Below are 13,789 nucleotides of genomic sequence, written 5' to 3' on the forward strand. Positions count from 1 at the left end.
GCATATCCCGGCAGTCAATGGGAGAAAACTGTGTAAATCGCGCCAAGGGCGTCGTTTATCGGAAACTTCCTCGTGCCGCTCGTCTTGCGGCAACAGTCGCAACATCCAGGCGTGCACTCGGGGCAGGCAACCATCCTACACACGGCTGTTGGCGGTCTTTCCCCGGATCACGGGGAGGAACGGGGTTCAAACGGAGCTTTAGGCCCGCGTTTTGTTCCGGAGGATTCACGGGCGGCGCGCACGCGGGTCACATCGACGCGTTTTGGCCGCCCGGAAGGGCGCTGGGGCAGAGGGATTGGGGGCGGCTGGCCCCCGGGATCTAGAAGCGCGTGCTGCGTGTAACCGACCAGCGGGCGGACAGCGCGCCCAGCGCGGCAGAGGCGATGACCGCGCCCACCAGGACGGAAGCGCCCGGCAGGTGCAGGGCGAATTCAGCCCCGTAGCTGCGGGCCAGCCCAAGCAGGGCCTCGTTCAGGGGCGACAGCGCAATCGCCGCCACGCCGATGGCCAGCAGAGAGGCCAGGGCGCCCGATAGCGCGCCCAGATACAAGAAGGGGCGCCGCACGAAGGATTCAGTGGCGCCAACCAGACGCGCCACGCCGATTTCCTCGCGTTGCGACAGCGCCTGCATGCGAACCGTGTTGAAAACGGTGGCCAGCACCACGACCGCCACGCAGGCGGCCAGGAAGCCCAGGCCGATGCGCGCAAAGCGCAGGATGGCCTCCAGCCGCTGCACCCAGGCGCTGTCCAGCTGCACCAGGTCCACGTGGTTCCATTGCTTCCAGGCGCCGGCCAGCGCGTCGGCGCGTCCGGCCAGGTTGTCGCCGTCGGCCAGGGTGACGATCACTGCGTCCGGAAGGGGGTTGCCCGGCAGCACGGCCAGCGCCTGCTCCCAGGCCGGGTTGGCGCGCAGGTCGGCCAGGGCGTCTTCGCGGCCCGCGACACGGACGGCGCGCACGTCGTCGGGATATTCGTCCTTGATGCGCTTGGCCACGTCCGCGGCGGCGCCGGCGGGGGCGTCCACGCGCATGTAGACGGTGACTTCCGGGGTGACCGACATCTGGCGCGCCACCGGCTGCACGGACACCAGGATCGCGCTGCCCAAAAGCGGCAGCGCCAACGCCAGAGCCATGACCAGCAGGTTGGCCAGGGACGAGAAAGGTTGCTTGATCAGCCGGCGCAGGGTGACCAGCAGGGCGTATCGATGTTGCCGCAGCCAGGAGTTCATGCGGACTCTCCGGAACGGCCCAGGCCCGGTTCGCTGCGGCCCTGGCGCGCCGGGGGTGCCTGCGAAGCCGCGGCCTCGGGCGCGGCCGCGGGGCCATGGGAATCGGCGAACTTGCCCGGATCGATGCGCAGGGTGCGGGTGGCGTAGCGCGCCATGAGTTCCTGGTCGTGCGAGGCGATCAGCGTGGTCACGCCGACGCGGTTGAAGTCGCGGAACACATTCATGATGCGTTGCGCGTTGTCGTGATCAAGGTTGGCCGTGGGCTCGTCCGCGATCAGGATGGCCGGCCGGTTGACGATGGCGCGGGCGATCGCCAGGCGCTGCTGTTCGCCGCCGGACAATTCGATGGGGTTGAGATCTTCCTTGCCCGACAGCCCGACCTTGTCCAGCGCGGCGCGGGCGCGCGACGCGGCGGATTCCCAGGGATGTCCCTGGACGGCCAGGGGCAGCATGACGTTTTCGAATGCGCTTCGATCGAACAGCAGGTGAGTGTCCTGCAGGATGACGCCCACCGCGCGGCGCAGGTAAGGCCGGGCGCGGGCGGGCAGCTTGTCCAGGCGCTGGCCGTTCACCTGTATGGATCCGCGGCTGGCGGGCTCCAGCCCGCCGATCAGCTTGAGCAAAGTGGACTTGCCGGCGCCGGACGGCCCCGATACGAAAACGAACTCTCCCGCGCTTACGCGGAAGTTGATGTCGGCCAGAATATTGCGGCCGCGACCATACGATTTGAATACGTGCTGGAATTCGATCATGGCGGCTGTCGGATGAAGCCGCCATAGTAACTCGGGGACAGTAAGGTGGCCTACATCTCCTGGCCCAGGGGTGCCGAAACCGTCTCGCCCGGACGGTGCACCATCGCAGAGCAAAGCCCAAAACACGTCCCTGTTTTTCATCAAGAACGGCGTTTCATTTCATCCAGTGTCCCTATATTTCAAGGGAATTCCCGGATGCGGAGCGTGCTTTTCGGACGCTACCATCCGCCCCATGCGTGGGCCCAACCCGGCCCTTGCTTTGGATTCGCTTCATCCCACACGGAGATCACGATGAAAGTACTGAAACTCGCTGCCGTTGGCGCTGCCCTGCTTGCTGTATCCGCGGCCGCCAATGCGGGCGCAACCTTTGAAAACGTCAAGAAGAAAGGGTTTGTCCAGTGTGGGGTTTCAACGGGCATCCCGGGTTTCTCCATCGCTGACAGCAAGGGCGAATACCGTGGCATCGACGTGGACATGTGCCGCGCCATCGCCTCGACGATGTTCGGCGACGCCACCAAGGTGAAGTTCACCCCCCTGAACACCCAGCAGCGCTTCACCGCCTTGCAATCCGGTGAAATCGACGTCCTGACCCGCAACACCACCGTGACGCTGACGCGCGACACGACGCTGGGCCTGATCGGCGTGGGCGTGAACTACTACGACAGCCAAGGCGTCATGGTCTCGAAGGACCTGAACGTCAAGAGCGCGAAGGAACTGAACGGCGCCACGATCTGCGTGCAGCCCGGCACCACCACCGAACTGAACCTGGCTGACTGGTTCCGCGGCCAGAAGATCGAATTCAAGCCGGTCGTGATCGACAAGTACGACGAAATCATCCGCGCCTTCTCGGCCGGCCGCTGCGACGCCTTCACGACCGACAAGTCGCAACTGGCTTCCACCCGCACGACGCTCGAGAACCCCGACAAGTTCGTCATCCTGCCGGAAGACTTCTCCAAGGAGCCGCTGGGCCCCATGGTGCGCCAGGGCGACGAACAATGGTTCAACATCGTGCGCTGGTCGCTGAACGCGATGCTGGAAGCCGAGGAATACGGCATCACCAAGGCCAACGTCGATGAAATGACCAAGAGCCCCAACCCCAACATCCAGCGCATCCTGGGCGTGACGCCGGGCATGGGCAAGAACCTGGGCGTGGATGACAAGTGGGCCTACAACATCATCAAGAACGTGGGCAACTACGGCGAAAGCTTCGAAGCCACGCTGGGCAAGAACAGCGCCATGAAGCTGGAGCGCGGCTTGAACGCTTCGTACAAGCAAGGTGGCTTGATGTACGGCTGGCCGGTGCGCTAACGCGCGGCTGCCTGGCATGACGGAGACCGGCGCTCCGTTATGCCTAGGGCCTGTCAGCACTTGACGTGTATTCTTGACAGGCCCTAACCCGCCTTCGGGCGGGCGGCAGAAGTGGGTGGCGCGGCTTTTCCGGTCTGCCATCCGGTGTCCGACTTCTGTAGATTCATCATGACGACTCCCAACAAAAACGCCCCGCTTTCGGCACCCCCACGGCGTCTGAACTGGAACGATCCCGGCGTACGCTCCGTGGTCTACCAGGTGCTTGCGCTGACCGCGGTAGCCTGGGCCGTGTGGTTCCTGGTTTCAAACACGCTTCACAACCTGTCCGTGCGCAACATCGCCACGGGGTTCGGATTCCTGAACCGTGAGGCAGGTTTTGCGATCGGCGAAACGGCCATCGCTTATTCCCCCGCAGACACTTACGGCCGCGCCATCATGGTGGGCCTGCTCAATACGCTGCGCGTCGCCGTCCTGGGCATCGTGCTCGCGACCATCCTCGGCACGCTCATCGGTATCGGGCGCCTGTCCAAGAACTGGCTGGTCGCCAAGATCACCTCCGTCTACGTCGAGGTGATGCGCAACGTGCCGCTGCTGCTGCAGCTGTTCTTCTGGTACGCCCTGATCACCGAGAACATGCCCGGCCCGCGCCAGGCGCACAACCCGTTGCCGGGCGTGTTCATTTCCAACCGCGGCCTGAAGGTGCCCTCGCTGGAAGGCAACTCGCTGGACTGGATGCTGGCCGGGCTGGGACTGGCCATCGTCGCCATCATCTTCCTGGGCCATTACGGCAAGAAGCGCCACGAGGCCACCGGCCATATGTTCCCGCTGGGCCGCTGGGCCATCGGCCTGTTGATCGGCCTGCCGATCGTGGGCTGGCTGGTCAGCGGCGCGTCGCTGACGCTGAACATGCCGGAGCTCAAGGGCTTCAACTTTTCGGGCGGCCTGACGCTGTCGCCGGAATTCGCCGCGTTGCTGGCGGGCCTGGTGATCTACACGTCGGCGTTCATCGCCGAGGTCGTTCGTTCGGGTATCCAGGCGGTCAACAATGGCCAATGGGAAGCCGCAGGTTCCCTGGGTTTGCCGCGCGCGAAGGTGCTGCGCCTGGTGATCCTGCCGCAGGCGCTGCGCGTCATCATCCCGCCGATGACCAGCCAGTACCTGAACCTCACGAAGAACAGCTCGCTGGCCGTGGCCATCGGCTACCCCGACATCGTGTCGGTGGTGAACACGACGCTGAACCAGACGGGCCAGGCCATCGAGGGCATTCTCATCATCATGGGCGCGTACCTCACGGTCAGCCTGTCGATCTCGATCTTCATGAACTGGTACAACAAGCGCATCGCGCTGGTGGAGCGTTGATATGAGCAGCACTACGCATACCCCCAGCGAAGCCCTGCCGCCGCCCAGCAACCACACCGGTCCGCTGGCGTGGCTCAAGAGCCGCCTGTTTTCGTCGCCGCTGAACATCCTGATCACGGTTCTGCTGGCGTGGTTCCTGTTGATGGCGGTGCCGGCGCTGGTGGAGTGGGCCTTCATCAAGGCCAACTTCACCGCGGCCAATGCCCAGGAATGCCGCGCATCCGGCGGCGCCTGCTGGGCGTTCATCATCGAAAAGCACCGGCTGATCCTGTTCGGCACGTATCCGTACGACGAACAATGGCGGCCGCTGATCGCCACCGTCATCCTGGTGGCGGTGATCGTCTGCAGCGGCATCCGCCGTTTCTGGAACTGGAAGCTCGCCGTCATCTGGACCGTCGGCCTGACCGCCGTGGCGCTGCTGATGTGGGGCGGCGTCTTCGGCCTGACGTACGTGGAAAACTCGCGCTGGGGCGGCCTGCCGCTGACGCTGATCCTGTCCACGTTCGGCATCGCCTTCGCTTTCCCCATCGGCGTGCTGCTGGCCCTGGGCCGGCGTTCCAAGATGCCCGCGATCAAGGCGCTGTGCGTCGTGTACATCGAGCTGATCCGCGGCGTGCCGCTGATCAGCCTGCTGTTCATGTCGTCGGTGATGCTGCCGCTGTTCCTGCCGGAAGGATTTTCGATCGACAAGCTCTTGCGCGCGCAGATCGCCATCATCATGTTCGCCGCGGCCTACATCGCGGAAACGGTGCGGGGCGGTCTGCAGGCGATTCCGAAGGGACAGTACGAAGGCGCCGATTCGCTCGGGCTGAACTACTGGCAGCAGATGCGCAAGATCATCCTGCCGCAGGCGCTGAAGATCGTGATTCCGCCGCTGGTCAGCATTTTCATCGCGCTGTTCAAGGACACGTCGCTGGTGGTGATCATCGGTATCTTCGACCTGACGCTGGCGGCCAAGGCAGCCTTGTCCGACGCGGCATGGCGCGGATTCGGGGTGGAGGCGTACCTGTTCATTTCGCTGATCTACTTCGTCTTCTGCTTCTCCATGTCCAAATACAGCCAGGCGTTGGAAAAGCGCCTGGCCACGGGTCACGCACGCTAGCAATATGCCGCGCGTCCGCCGCAAGGCGGGCGCGCCCAGCGATACTTACGGGAGTACAGGCATGTCGGATGCCATTATTCGTTTGCAGGACGTGAACAAGTGGTACGGCCAGTTCCACGTGTTGCGCAACATCAACCTGGACGTCGCGCCAGGCGAGCGCATCGTGGTGTGCGGACCTTCGGGTTCGGGCAAGTCCACGATGATCCGCTGCATCAACCGGCTGGAAGAGCACCAGAAGGGCCACATCATCGTGGACGGCACGGAGCTCACCAATGACCTGAAGCACATCGAGACGATCCGCAAGGACGTGGGCATGGTGTTCCAGCACTTCAATCTGTTCCCTCACCTGACGGTGCTGGAGAACCTGACGCTGGGCCCGATGTGGGTGCTGAAGAAGCCGCGCGCGGAAGCGGAAGCCACCGCGATGAAGTATCTGCAGCGCGTGCGCATTCCGGAGCAGGCCAAGAAGTTTCCGGGCCAGTTGTCGGGCGGGCAGCAGCAGCGTGTGGCGATCGCGCGCTCGTTGTGCATGAATCCCAAGATCATGCTGTTCGATGAGCCGACTTCCGCGCTGGATCCGGAAATGGTGAAGGAAGTGCTGGACGTGATGGTCAGCCTGGCCCAGGAAAGCGGCATGACGATGATTTGCGTGACCCACGAAATGGGTTTTGCGCGCAAGGTCGCGAATCGCGTGATCTTCATGGACCGCGGCGAGATCATCGAGCAGAACAATCCGGACGAGTTCTTCGATAATCCGCAGAACGAACGGACGAAGCTCTTCTTGAGCCAGATCCTGCACTGATCCCCGCTGGAAGTTCCGAGAGCCCGCCGCAAGGGCTCAACGAGATGGATCAGCCCGATCCCCACGAAGCGAAGCGCTGAGTGGGGATTATTGTTTCTGGAATATCGGGTTGGGCATGGCTTTGCGCCTGTGCGGAATGCGTTCGGTTCTATAGCGTCGCGGCGCTTCCCAGGATCACCGTGCTTTGGCTGGATAGGGTGCCGCCATTGCCATGCGCCAGCGCGGTGTGGCAGTTGGCGCTTTGCCGCTCGCCGCACTCGCCCCGCAATTGGCGCACAGCTTCGATAAGCGCGAAGATGCCGTACATGCCGGGGTGGCAATACGATAGGCCGCCACCGTTGGTGTTGACGGCCAGTTCGCCGCCTGGCGCGATGCGGCCGTTTTCGACGTAGCGGCCACCTTCGCCTTTGGGACAAAAGCCCAAGTCTTCCAGAAAGAGCAATGGCGTGATCGTGAAGGCGTCGTAGAGCTGTAAGACGTCGATATCCCGGGCCGCGAGGCCGGCCATGCGATAAGCCTGGGCCCCGGAATCCACGGCAGCCGTGGTAGTGAGGTCGGGCATCGTGGAGATCGAATAGTGCCCGAGCGCCTCGCCCACCCCCAGCACATAGGCAGGCGAGCGTCGCAGGGCTTGAGCGCGCTCGGCGCTGGCCAGCACCACGGCGCCGCCACCGTCGGTGACCAGGCAGCAGTCGCGCAGGGTGAGTGGTTCGCTGATCATGGGCGAGGCGAGGACGTCTTCGACGGTAAGCGGTTTGGTCTCCCAGGCGGCGGGGTTGAGCAGCGCCCATTGCCGCGCGGCGACGGCGATTTCGGCGAGTTGTCGTCGAGTCGTGCCGTACTGGTGCATGTGGCGCGAGGCGGCCAGCGCGTAGGAACTGGCTGTGTACAGGGGTCCGTAGGGGGCCTCATGCGGGTTGGGGTCGGGTGCGGCGACGTTGGCCCGCCCCAGGCTGCGCTGGGTGCTGCCGTAGGCGATGACGGCTACTTGGATCAGGCCGGCCTCGATGGCGGCATGCGCGCGTGCGACCATGGTCATGAATGAGGCGCCGCCCATGTTCGTGGCATCGTGATAGCGCGGCTGGATGCCGAGGTATTCGGCCAGCGCCAGCGTGGGCATGCGGCTTTGCGAGGTGGTAGCGAACAGTCCGTCGACCTCGCCCAATCGCAGGCCGCAGTCGTCCAGCGCACGCACCACGGCCTGCGCCATGAGATCGATAGGGCCGAGTCCGGGCATGACCTTGCCCAGGTCGGATTCGGCGACGCCGACGATGGCGACGCTGCCGCGTTGCAGGGCGAGGGTCATGCGGACTCCTCGATGTCGAAGACGGGAAAGGAAGCGCCGCCGTCGGGCGACGTATGAACGCGCATGCGCACACGCATGCCAATGGCGGGCTTGCCTTCGACCCGGCTCATGAGGCGAAAGCCCTCGTCCAGGTCGACCAGGACGACGTTGTAGGTGTCCTGATCACGCGGATGCACGACCGTGACTGCGTGCACCGTGCCCAGGCCGGCGCTCAGGCGCCATTCGAGCGTCGGGTTGCCGGAGGCCGGTCCGATTACGCGCGGAGGAAAGACAGCCCTTGCGGTCTGCGTATCGTACTGATACGCGAGCTGGCCTGCGGATAACTGGCGACGGTAGGCCGCCAACGGGGATTCCTGTTGGGTCATCGGGGGTCCATTCAAACGATACGCTGTTCACGCAGCCGGGTGATTTGTTCGGCGCTGTAGCCCAGCAATGTGCTCAGCACGCTGTCCGTGTTGTCGCCCAGGCGCGGCGGCGGAAGGTCGTAGCGCGGCGGCGTATCGCGCAGCCGCAGGGGACTGGCGATCGTGGACACCAGGCCATCGACATCGGCGTGCGGGGGCCGGGGAATGTCCACGCGCAGTCCGCGGTGCCGCACCTGCGGGTCCTGGAAAACCTGTTCGTAATCGTTGATGCAACCGCAGGGCACGCCCTTCGCTTCCAGCCTTTCGATCCAGTCGGCGGCGGGCCGCGTCAGCATACTGCGCGCCAGTTCGGGTACCAGAGTGTCGCGGCCCTGGATGCGCCCCGTGACTTTGGTCCAGCGTGTATCGGCAGCGAGGTCAGGGCGGTCGATAGCAGCGCAATAGCGTTGCCATTGATCGTCATTGCCCACGGCCACGACGATCTCGCCATCGGCAACGGCAAAGACCTGGTAGGGAACCAGGCTGGCATGGGCGTTGCCATAGCGCTTGGGGGCGTTTCCATTGGCGAAGTAGCCGGTGACCTGGTTGCCGCCCAGGGCCACGATGCAGTCGAGCAGGGCCATGTCGATGTATTGGCCCTGGCCGGAGACATCGCGGTGATTCAGCGCTGCGAGGATGGCGATGGTGGCATACATGCCGGTGATGACATCGGCGATGGCGATACCGGCTTTTTGCGGACCGCCGCCAGGCAGGTCGTCGCGTTCGCCGGTAATGCTCATGAGGCCGCCGATGGCCTGGAAGACGAAGTCATAGCCCGGCTTGCTGGCGCTGGGGCCTTCCTGGCCGTATCCGGTGATGGAGCAGTAAACCAATCGCGGGTTGATGGCGCGCAGGCTGTCGTAGTCCAGGCCGTAGCGCTTGAGGTCGCCGATCTTGTAGTTTTCGATGAACACATCGCTTTGCGCCGCCAGTTCTCGCACGATGCGCTGACCCTCGGGTTTGGAGATGTCGAGGGTCAGCGATTTCTTCCCACGGTTGGCGGCAGCATAGTAGGAGGAGTCACGCGTGTCCTGGCCCGCGCCGTCGCGGACCCAGGGCGGCCCCCAGGCGCGTGTGTCGTCGCCCGTTCCGGGGCGTTCGATCTTGATCACGTCCGCGCCAAGGTCGGCCAGGTTTTGCGTGCACCAGGGACCGGCCAGGATGCGCGACAGATCCAGTACGCGGATGTGAGAAAGAGCGCCAAGTGCCGGCGTCTTGCTTGCGGGAGTTGCCGTCATGAATGCTCCTATTGGATGGCGATGTGGGCGTCGTTTATGACTTTGGCCCACTTGTCCATCTCCGCATCGACAAAGCGCGCGTACTCGGGCTGCGTCATTGAGCCTGGCATGGCACCTTGCTGCGCGAACTGTTCTTGGATGGACGGAGAGCGCAATGCGGTCTGGATGTCGTTTGAAAGTTTGGCGAGCAATTTGGGATCCATGCTGCCAGGTGCATACAGGCCGAACCAGGCCGTGGCCTCGAAGCCCTTGACGCCCGCCTCATCGAGCGTCGGCACATCGGGCAAGGCCGGCGAGCGTGTCAGGGAGGTCACGGCCAAGGCGCGCAGCTTGCCGGCCTTGATGTGCTGCAGCACGCCGGGTACCGAGTCGAACATGATGGGGATCTGGCCGCCCAGCAAGTCGTTCAAGGCGGGCGCTGCGCCTTTGTATGGAATGTGAATCATGGACACGCCAGTCAAGGTCTTGAACAACTCACCGGATAGGTGGTTGGCGCCGCCAGTACCAGCCGAGCCAAAGTTGACCTTGCCGGGGTTGGCCTTGGCGTAGGCGATCAGGTCCGCGACGCTGCCGATGTGATTGCGTGCGGCGAAGTCCGGGTTGACCACGAGCACATTGGGTACCGCGGCAACCAGCGCTACTGGAGTGAAGTCCTTCTTGCTGTCGTAGCGCAAGTTCTTGTACAGCGCTGGGTTGATCACGTGGTGCGTGGCCGTCACCATCAACGTATAGCCGTCGGCGGGTGTGCGGGCCAGTTGTTCGGAAAAGATCGTGCCGCTGGCGCCGGGCTTGTTCTCGACCACCACGGGCTGTTTCCATTCCGTGCCCAGCGTGTTGCTCAGCATCCGTGCCAGGATGTCGGTGGTGCCGCCGGGAGGAAAGGGCACGACCAGGCGAACGGGATGATCGGGGAAATCCTGTGCGCGCGCGCCCATCGGTAATAGGCAGAGCATTCCCAGGCACAGGGAGGCAGCCGTGTGGTACCAGCGATTCATTATTGTCTCCTCGAATTTTTATTAACCGGTATCCGCGTGGCGGATACCGGAGGCATCAGTGGGGGAACTCCACCATGGCTTCGCCCACTGCCACGGTTTCGCCGCGCTGATTGAGCACTTGCACGTCCAGCGTCGCCCAGCGGCTTTGCTCGGTCTTGCGCGTGGCCGTGATCACCGCCAGCGGGGTAATGGTGTCGCCAGGTTTGACGGGCGCTTTCCAGCGCGTCTCCAGGCGGCGTTGGACTCCGCCACGCTCATAGAGCCAGTCGGTCAGCATGCGCGTGATCACGCCGAAGTTGTTCATGCCGTGCATGATGATGCCGCCGAAGTTGGTGCGGCCGAAGTCGCCCTGCATGTAGTTGTCGTCCAGGTGCAGGGGGTTGTAGTCCAGCGAGGCTTCGCAGAAGGCGCGGATTGATTCACGGGTGGGCGAGAAGGGCGTCCCTTCGATTTTCTGGCCGATTGCGAGCGAGTCGAAAGTTTGGGTCATCTTCATGCTCCTTACATGGGCCGGATAGTCCAGCCGCGGCCGGAGCAGATCACTTCGTTGTTCTGGTTGAAGAAGACGTTGTCGTGCACGACGAACAGGCGGTCCTTGCGGATGAACTTGTCCAGCGCGCGGGCTTCAAGCCGGATGACATCGCCCGGACGCGCGGGGATGTTGTAGCTCCAGGATTGGCCGGCATTAACCGTGCCGGGGCTGCGCATCCAGTCATCGGCGGGCGTGCACGAGAACATCAGGAGGATGTGGATGGCCGGCGGGGCGATCAGGCCTTTGTAGGGGGACTTCAGCGCGTACGCCTCATCGAAGTACAGGGGGTGCGTGTCGCCGACGACACGGCAGTACTTTTGAATGGCTTCCAGCGTCAGGGTGTAGGGAATGGTTTCGCGAGGCTCGCCAGGGACGATGTCGTCCCAGATTTTGCGCGTGGCGGCGTCTTTCCAGAAATCTGTCTCGAATGTGGTTTGAGTCATGGCCTTTCCAGGGCGGGTTGTGGGGAAGGCGCATTGCCGGGCCCGGACTTGCGCGAACACGATCAGTTATCTATAATGACCGCTAAGCGGACATAGTCATCCGCTTTACGGTCATTCTGAGAGTTGAGCGCAGACGTGTCAAGCACGTATGCAGGAGCACCTATGGCAACCCCTGAAAGCGAATCCTTCGTCCGCACTTTTGCGCGCGGACTCAAAATCATAGAAACCATGGGGCAGGGGGAAGCGCGCCAGACGCTGGCCGACGTCGCGTCAGCGGTGGATCTGCCGCGCACAGCGGTGCGCCGCTTTTTAATGACGCTGGTCGAACTGTCTTTCGTGAAAAGCGATGGCAAGCACTACTGGCTCACGCCCAAGGTGCTGCGTCTGGGCCTGTCTTATCTGTACACGCTGCCCTTTTGGCGACAGTCCCAACTGTCGCTCGAGGAACTGGGTGCTCGCATTGGGCAGTCGTGCGCGGTCTCGGTGCTGGACGAGGAAGAAATCGTCTATGTGCAGCGCTTGCACACCAAGCGCATCCTGCCCATGAGCCCTTCGCTGGGCAGCCGTTTGCCGGCGCATGCGGTGTCGATGGGCAGGGTGCTGTTGTCGGGTCTGGATGATGCGGCGCTGCAGGGCTATCTGGAAACGGCCCGGCTGAAAAGGCTGACCGCGGCCACGGTCGTGAATTCCGATCAATTGCGCCACCAAATCTTGCTGGCGCGAGACCAGGGTTATGCCTGGGTGGACGGTGAATTGGATGATTCGATCGCCGGCCTGGCTGTACCGGTGCGCGATCAAGACGGCGCCATCGTGGCAGCCGTGAATGTCAGCCTGTCTGCGGGCACATACAAGGAAGAGGCCGCGGTGGAGGAATTTCTGCTGCCCTTGCGGCAGACGGCGTCGCAACTGCGCGCGACGATGGTGGGTTTGCGCTAGCGGAAATTAAGTAGCGCTTTGTTACCTTGTTGACGACTCTGCGGTATGCTACGAGCCGCCATAGATCCAGAGTGAGGAGCACACCATCATGACGCACACCCCCCGCAGCGCTGTCCGCCGCGCCCTGTTGCAAGGCGCCGTGGCGCTGGCCGCGACCCTGCCTTTCGGCGCGCCCGCCCTGGCGCAGACCGCCGAATTCCCGTCCAAGCCGATCCGCTTCGTCGTGCCTTACCCGCCCGGCGGCCCGCTGGACACCATGGCCCGTATGCTGGCCGAGAAGGTGCGTGGCTCGCTGGGCCAGCCCGTGATCGTGGAAAACCGTTCGGGCGCGGGCGGCAATATCGGCGCGGACCTGGTGGCCAAGGCGCAGCCTGACGGCTATACGCTGGTGATGGGCGCGGTGGCGACGCACGCGATCAATCCCTGGCTGTTCGCGAACCTGCCATATGACCCGGTAAAGGATTTCGCGCCGGTGACGATCGTGGCTTCGGTGCCGAACGTGCTGGTGATGAACGTTGAGTTCGCGCAGAAGAATAAGATCGAGAAGCTGTCGGACCTGATCGAATATGCCAAGAAGAACCCGGGCAAGCTGAACTACGGTTCGGGCGGCAACGGCAGCGCGGGCCATCTGTCGGGCGAGCTGCTGAAGGCGCGCGCTGGCATCAATGTGGAGCACATTCCCTACCAGGGCGCGGCGCCGGCGCAGTTGGCGCTGTTGTCGGGCCAGTCGGATTTCATGTTCGACAATCTGGCGGCGTCCGCTCCGCTGATCAAGGACGGCAAGGTGAAGGCGCTGGCCGTCACGACGCTCCAGCGTTCGTCGCTGCTGGCGGATGTGCCGACGGTTGATGAGTCGGGCGTGAAGGGCTTTGACCTGGGCACGTGGTTCGGGGTGTTCACGACGGGCGGCACGCCGGCGCCGGTGGTGGCTAAGCTGAACAAGGCTTACGCCGAGGCGATGGGGCAGGCGGACGTGAAGCAGCGTTTGCTGACCATGGGTTCCGAGGCGGGGGCGATGACGCCTGAAGCGTTTGCGGAGTTTGTGAAGGCCGAGAAGGCGAAGTATCAGGAGATTGTGAAGATCTCGGGTGCGAGCTTGAATTAAGCTTTTTTTCGACTGGCGTCGAGGGTTTTCTTGGCGCCTGTTGATTGTTGGGTTGACGCCTGCCGGGAGGTTTTCTGGCGGGCGTTTTTTGTTTTGGTTGTTTGGTTTGGGGGGCGTCTCGTGGCGGTCAATGTTCTTTTGACGCCCGGCATCGGCCATGTTGTCGAGGCGGCTGGGGAGTGTCAGAATTTTTGTGTTCTAGGCATTTGCACTGACGTTGCCTTATTAGCTAGCCAGCCGGCTGTGAGTCGATACGGGGCCGGGTAAATCGCTCCTCAT

Annotated in this window: 14 protein-coding genes; 6 read left to right on the forward strand and 8 right to left on the reverse strand. The window is 63.4% G+C overall.

Translation table 11 applies throughout. The features are described from left to right. Positions 1 to 319: 319 nt before the first annotated feature. Positions 320 to 1,228: a permease-like cell division protein FtsX gene (locus RT614_RS28600; protein ID WP_313625920.1), complete on the reverse strand. Its 909-nt coding sequence runs from the start codon at positions 1,226 to 1,228 to the stop codon at positions 320 to 322. Continuing rightward, complete coding sequence (locus RT614_RS28605; protein ID WP_313625922.1) at positions 1,225 to 1,980, reverse strand: ATP-binding cassette domain-containing protein; 756 nt, start codon at positions 1,978 to 1,980, stop codon at positions 1,225 to 1,227. The genes RT614_RS28600 and RT614_RS28605 overlap by 4 nt, the downstream gene beginning before the upstream one ends. A gap of 291 nt (positions 1,981 to 2,271) precedes the next feature. On the opposite strand from RT614_RS28605, the gene RT614_RS28610 reads away from it, so the two are divergent. The 4 genes from RT614_RS28610 to RT614_RS28625 all read left to right on the forward strand — a co-directional run bounded on the left by RT614_RS28610 (position 2,272) and on the right by RT614_RS28625 (position 6,551). Continuing rightward, on the forward strand, positions 2,272 to 3,288 hold the full coding sequence (locus tag RT614_RS28610; protein ID WP_313625924.1) for an amino acid ABC transporter substrate-binding protein: 1,017 nt from the start codon (positions 2,272 to 2,274) through the stop codon (positions 3,286 to 3,288). Positions 3,289 to 3,456: 168 nt separating this feature from the next. Beyond that, positions 3,457 to 4,647 carry an amino acid ABC transporter permease gene (locus RT614_RS28615; RefSeq protein ID WP_313625926.1) on the forward strand — a complete coding sequence of 397 codons (1,191 nt, stop codon included), beginning with the start codon at positions 3,457 to 3,459 and terminating at the stop codon, positions 4,645 to 4,647. A 1-nt stretch (position 4,648) separates the two neighbouring features. Further along, entirely contained in the window at positions 4,649 to 5,749 is a 1,101-nt protein-coding gene (locus RT614_RS28620; protein WP_313625927.1) for an amino acid ABC transporter permease, read from the forward strand. A 61-nt stretch (positions 5,750 to 5,810) separates the two neighbouring features. Continuing rightward, positions 5,811 to 6,551, forward strand: a complete 741-nt coding sequence (locus RT614_RS28625) for an amino acid ABC transporter ATP-binding protein (RefSeq protein WP_313625929.1) — start codon at positions 5,811 to 5,813, stop codon at positions 6,549 to 6,551. A gap of 148 nt (positions 6,552 to 6,699) precedes the next feature. Here the strand turns inward: RT614_RS28625 and RT614_RS28630 are convergent, their stop codons facing one another. From RT614_RS28630 to RT614_RS28655, 6 genes are read right to left on the reverse strand one after another with little or no spacing between them, the layout of a single operon-like run. Continuing rightward, positions 6,700 to 7,857: an acetyl-CoA acetyltransferase gene (locus RT614_RS28630; protein ID WP_313625931.1), complete on the reverse strand. Its 1,158-nt coding sequence runs from the start codon at positions 7,855 to 7,857 to the stop codon at positions 6,700 to 6,702. After that, entirely contained in the window at positions 7,854 to 8,222 is a 369-nt protein-coding gene (locus RT614_RS28635) for a Zn-ribbon domain-containing OB-fold protein (RefSeq protein WP_313625932.1), read from the reverse strand. The genes RT614_RS28630 and RT614_RS28635 overlap by 4 nt, the downstream gene beginning before the upstream one ends. Positions 8,223 to 8,233: 11 nt before the next feature. Beyond that, positions 8,234 to 9,499 (reverse strand): CaiB/BaiF CoA-transferase family protein, encoded by a 1,266-nt coding sequence (locus RT614_RS28640; protein ID WP_313625934.1) that lies wholly within the window; start codon positions 9,497 to 9,499, stop codon positions 8,234 to 8,236. An 8-nt stretch (positions 9,500 to 9,507) separates the two neighbouring features. Then, positions 9,508 to 10,494: a tripartite tricarboxylate transporter substrate binding protein gene (locus tag RT614_RS28645; protein WP_313625936.1), complete on the reverse strand. Its 987-nt coding sequence runs from the start codon at positions 10,492 to 10,494 to the stop codon at positions 9,508 to 9,510. A 55-nt stretch (positions 10,495 to 10,549) separates the two neighbouring features. Next, positions 10,550 to 10,984, reverse strand: coding sequence for a MaoC family dehydratase (locus RT614_RS28650; protein ID WP_313625938.1), 435 nt, complete (start codon positions 10,982 to 10,984; stop codon positions 10,550 to 10,552). 11 nt (positions 10,985 to 10,995) lie between these two features. Further along, a complete protein-coding gene (locus RT614_RS28655; protein ID WP_313625939.1) occupies positions 10,996 to 11,469 on the reverse strand; it encodes a MaoC family dehydratase in 474 nt (157 codons plus the stop codon). Between the two features lie 162 nt (positions 11,470 to 11,631). Between RT614_RS28655 and RT614_RS28660 the strand changes: the two genes are divergently transcribed. Both RT614_RS28660 and RT614_RS28665 read left to right on the forward strand, forming a co-directional pair. Next, a complete protein-coding gene (locus RT614_RS28660) occupies positions 11,632 to 12,405 on the forward strand; it encodes an IclR family transcriptional regulator C-terminal domain-containing protein (protein WP_313625941.1) in 774 nt (257 codons plus the stop codon). An 88-nt stretch (positions 12,406 to 12,493) separates the two neighbouring features. Continuing rightward, the gene (locus RT614_RS28665; RefSeq protein WP_313625943.1) at positions 12,494 to 13,510 is read left to right on the forward strand and encodes a tripartite tricarboxylate transporter substrate binding protein; all 1,017 of its coding nucleotides are present in this window, start codon (positions 12,494 to 12,496) and stop codon (positions 13,508 to 13,510) included. Positions 13,511 to 13,789 lie beyond the last annotated feature (279 nt).

The sequence above is a fragment of the Achromobacter sp. genome (assembly GCF_032102605.1).
In the GTDB taxonomy this organism is placed as follows: Bacteria; Pseudomonadota; Gammaproteobacteria; order Burkholderiales; family Burkholderiaceae_B; genus Achromobacter.